The sequence below is a fragment of the Sphingomonas sp. RIT328 genome, assembly GCF_000632225.1.
Lineage (GTDB): Bacteria > Pseudomonadota > Alphaproteobacteria > Sphingomonadales > Sphingomonadaceae > Sphingomonas > Sphingomonas kyungheensis.
This window is the reverse complement of sequence record NZ_JFYV01000051.1, coordinates 1-3,183: the sequence shown is the minus strand read 5'-3', so window position 1 is coordinate 3,183 and position 3,183 is coordinate 1. Positions and strand designations below refer to the sequence as shown.

The 3,183-nt window shown below is 73.1% G+C and carries 1 protein-coding gene; it reads left to right on the top strand.

Annotated elements, in window-relative coordinates:
* On the top strand, positions 1-3,180 hold a 3,180-nt coding region (locus BW41_RS16730; protein ID WP_037535846.1), incomplete at its 5' end, for an alpha-L-rhamnosidase.
* Positions 3,181-3,183: the final 3 nt, after the last annotated feature.

Sequence of the window (3,183 nt, the reverse complement as noted above, 5' to 3'; positions counted from 1 at the left end):
ATGCCGAATCGGCGTTCCGTGCTGCTGGGGGGCGGTGCGGGTATGGCCTTGTGGCCGCTCGAGTCCGGGGCTCTCGCCGCGGCGACGACGCCGGACTGGGCGGTGGCGGCGTTGCTGGTCGACGGCCTCGTCGATCCGCTCGGGCTGCACAGCGCCGCGCCGCGGCTGTCGTGGCAGTTGCGCAGCGACCGGCGCGGCGCGCGGCAGACCGCCTGGCGCGTCGGCGTGGCGTCGAGCCGCATCGCCGCGGACCAGGGGCGGTTCGACCTGTGGGACAGCGGCCGGATCGCGGACGATCGCTGCTTCGACGTCGCTTATGCCGGAACGCCGCTCACTGCGCGGCAGCGGGTCTGGTGGCGGGTGACGGCCTGGGACGAGCGCGGCATCGCCGCGACCTCGCCGGTCGCCTTTTGGGAGATGGGGCTGCTCGCCGCGTCGGACTGGTCGGCGCAATGGCTGTCGGCGGAGACGGCGGCGCAGCGGCAGGACCGTGCGACCGGGCTCGGCTGGCGGGTCGGCCCGGCCGGCAAGGCGGGCGCGACGCAGGCGTTCCGGCTGCGCTTCACGCTGCCGCAGCCGGCGGCGCTGACCGCGCTGACCGCGTGCAGCGCCGGCAGCCGCATCTGGCTCGACGGCGAGGAGATCATCCCGCCCAAGCGTGGCGGCTGGGGCTCGCCGGGACCGCGCAGCGCGATCGCCTCCGCCGCGGCGGGACCGCATGCGCTGGTGATCGAGACGCGCAGCCGCGGCGAGACGCCGGTGCAGGCGGCGGCGCTGGTCCGCGCGACGCTCGCCGACGGCCGGACGCTGCGCTTCGACGGCACGACGCTGGACAGCGCGCTCGCGCCGCGCGGGGGATGGCGCGCGGGCGACGCGGACAGCGACTGGACGCCGACGAGCGCGGCCGCGGGACAGGCGGTGATGCCGGCGCGCGCGGCGACGCTGCTGCGCAAGCCGTTCCGCGTCGCCGGCCGTGTCGCCAGCGCCCGCCTCTACCTCACCGCGCTCGGCCTGTACGAGGCGGAGATCAACGGCAAGCGCCTCGATGCGGCGCTGCTCCGCCCCGAATTCAGCGACTATCGCAAACATTGCCTCTATTGCGTCGAGGATGTCGCCGACCTGCTGGTGCCCGGCGACAATGTCCTCGGCGTCCATGTCGCGGACGGCTGGTACGGCAGCTATATCTCGCCCGACGGCCGCTTCTCCTACGGCGAGCCGCCGCTGCGCCTCTTCGGCCAGCTCGAGATCCGCTACGCCGATGGCCGCGTCGTGCGCGTCGCGACCGGGCCGGGCTGGTCGGTCGCCGAATCGCCGATCACCAGCGCGACGATCTATGACGGCGAAGCCTATGATGCGCGCCGCGAACAGCCCGGCTGGAGCCGTCCCGGCTTTACGCCCGACGCGCGCTGGAGCGCGGCCGAGCCCGCCCCGCCCGCGACCGCGGCGCTGGTCGCGGCGACGGTGCCGCCGATCCGCCGCAAGGAGCAGTTGCGACCGCAGGCGATCGTCCGCCTCGCCGATGGCGCCAGCGTCGTCGACTTCGGTCAGAATGTCGCCGGCTGGGTGCGCATCGCGCTCAGGGGCCGGCGCGGGCAGACGATCCGGCTGCGCTACGCGGAGCTGCTCAACCCCGACGGCAGCGTCGACCAGAGCAATTTGCGCGCGGCGGATGCGACCGATCATTATACCTTCGCCACCGACGGCGCGGTCGAACGCTACGAGCCGCGCTTCACCTATCACGGCTTCCGCTACGTCCAGATCGAAGGCGCGCGCCAGCCGGTCACCGCCGCGGACATCACCGGCATCGTCATCCGCACCGACCTGCCCGAAACCAGCGACCTGCAGCTGTCCGCCTATGTGCCGCAGCGGCTGTGGATCAACAGCCGGTGGAGCCAGCGCTCCAACTTCATGGGCATTCCGACCGACTGTCCGCAGCGCGACGAGCGGCTCGGCTGGACCGGCGATGCGCATGTCTTCTGGGACGCGGCGAGCTTCAACATGGACACCGCCGCCTTCACCGCGCGCTTCATGCGCGACATGCGCGACATGCGCGATGCCCAGCGCGACGACGGCGCCTATTCCGATATCGCCCCGGTCGCGCGCCGCGACCATTTCGCCGAGCCGGGCTCGTCCCCGGGCTGGGGCGACGCCGGGGTCGCGCTGCCGTGGACGGTATGGCAGCGCTATGGCGACACCAGCCTCATCGACCAGCATTGGGCGTCGATGACGCAGTTCCTCGCATCGATCCGGGCGAGCAATCCCGACCTCGTCTGGTCGCACGCGCGCGGCGTCGATTACGGCGACTGGCTCGCGCTCGACGCCAAGCAGCCGGGCGATCCGACCACGCCCAAGGACCTGATCGGCACCGCCTTCTGGAAGGCCGCCGCGGACCAGATGGCGGACATGGCGCGGGCGAGCGGCCGCGCGGGCGAGGCGGCGCGTTACGCCGCGCTGGCGACCGATCTGGCGCGCGCGTTCCGCACCGCCTTCGTGCGCGGCGACGGCAGCATCGGCAACGGATCGCAGACCGGCTATATCCTCGCGCTGCGCTTCGACCTGCTCGACGCGGCGCAGCGCCGGCCGGCGGTTGCGCGGCTGGTCGCCGATATTCGGCGCCGCGGGACCTTGCTGTCGACAGGCTTCCTCGGCACGCCGTACAGCCTCGACGTGCTCGCCGATGCGGGCGAGGATGCGCTGGTCTACGACCTCTTGCTGCGCACCGACTTTCCGTCCTGGGGCTATATGATCGCCAAGGGCGCGACGACGACCTGGGAACGCTGGAACAGCGATGCCGGCGACCGGTCGATGAACTCGTTCAACCATTATGCGCTGGGCGCGGTGGTCGGCTTCCTGTTCCGGCGCGTCGCCGGCATCGCGCCGACCGCACCCGGCTTCCGCCGCTTCGCGGTGCGACCGGTGCTCGACCCGCGGATGGAGCGCGCGGGCGCGCGCTACGACTCGCGGCTCGGCCGGATCGAGACGCGCTGGCGCCGGCAGGGCAGTGCGGGGCTGAGCCTCGACCTGCTGGTCCCGCCGGGTGCCACCGCCGCCCTGTTCCTGCCGGACGTGCACGAGGCGGGAGCGGCTCCGTCGCGCTTCGCGCCGGTGGTCGACCGCGACGGCCGGCCGGGGATCGAGGTGCCGTCGGGCCGGTATGCCTTCCGCAGCGGGATCGGGTGACGG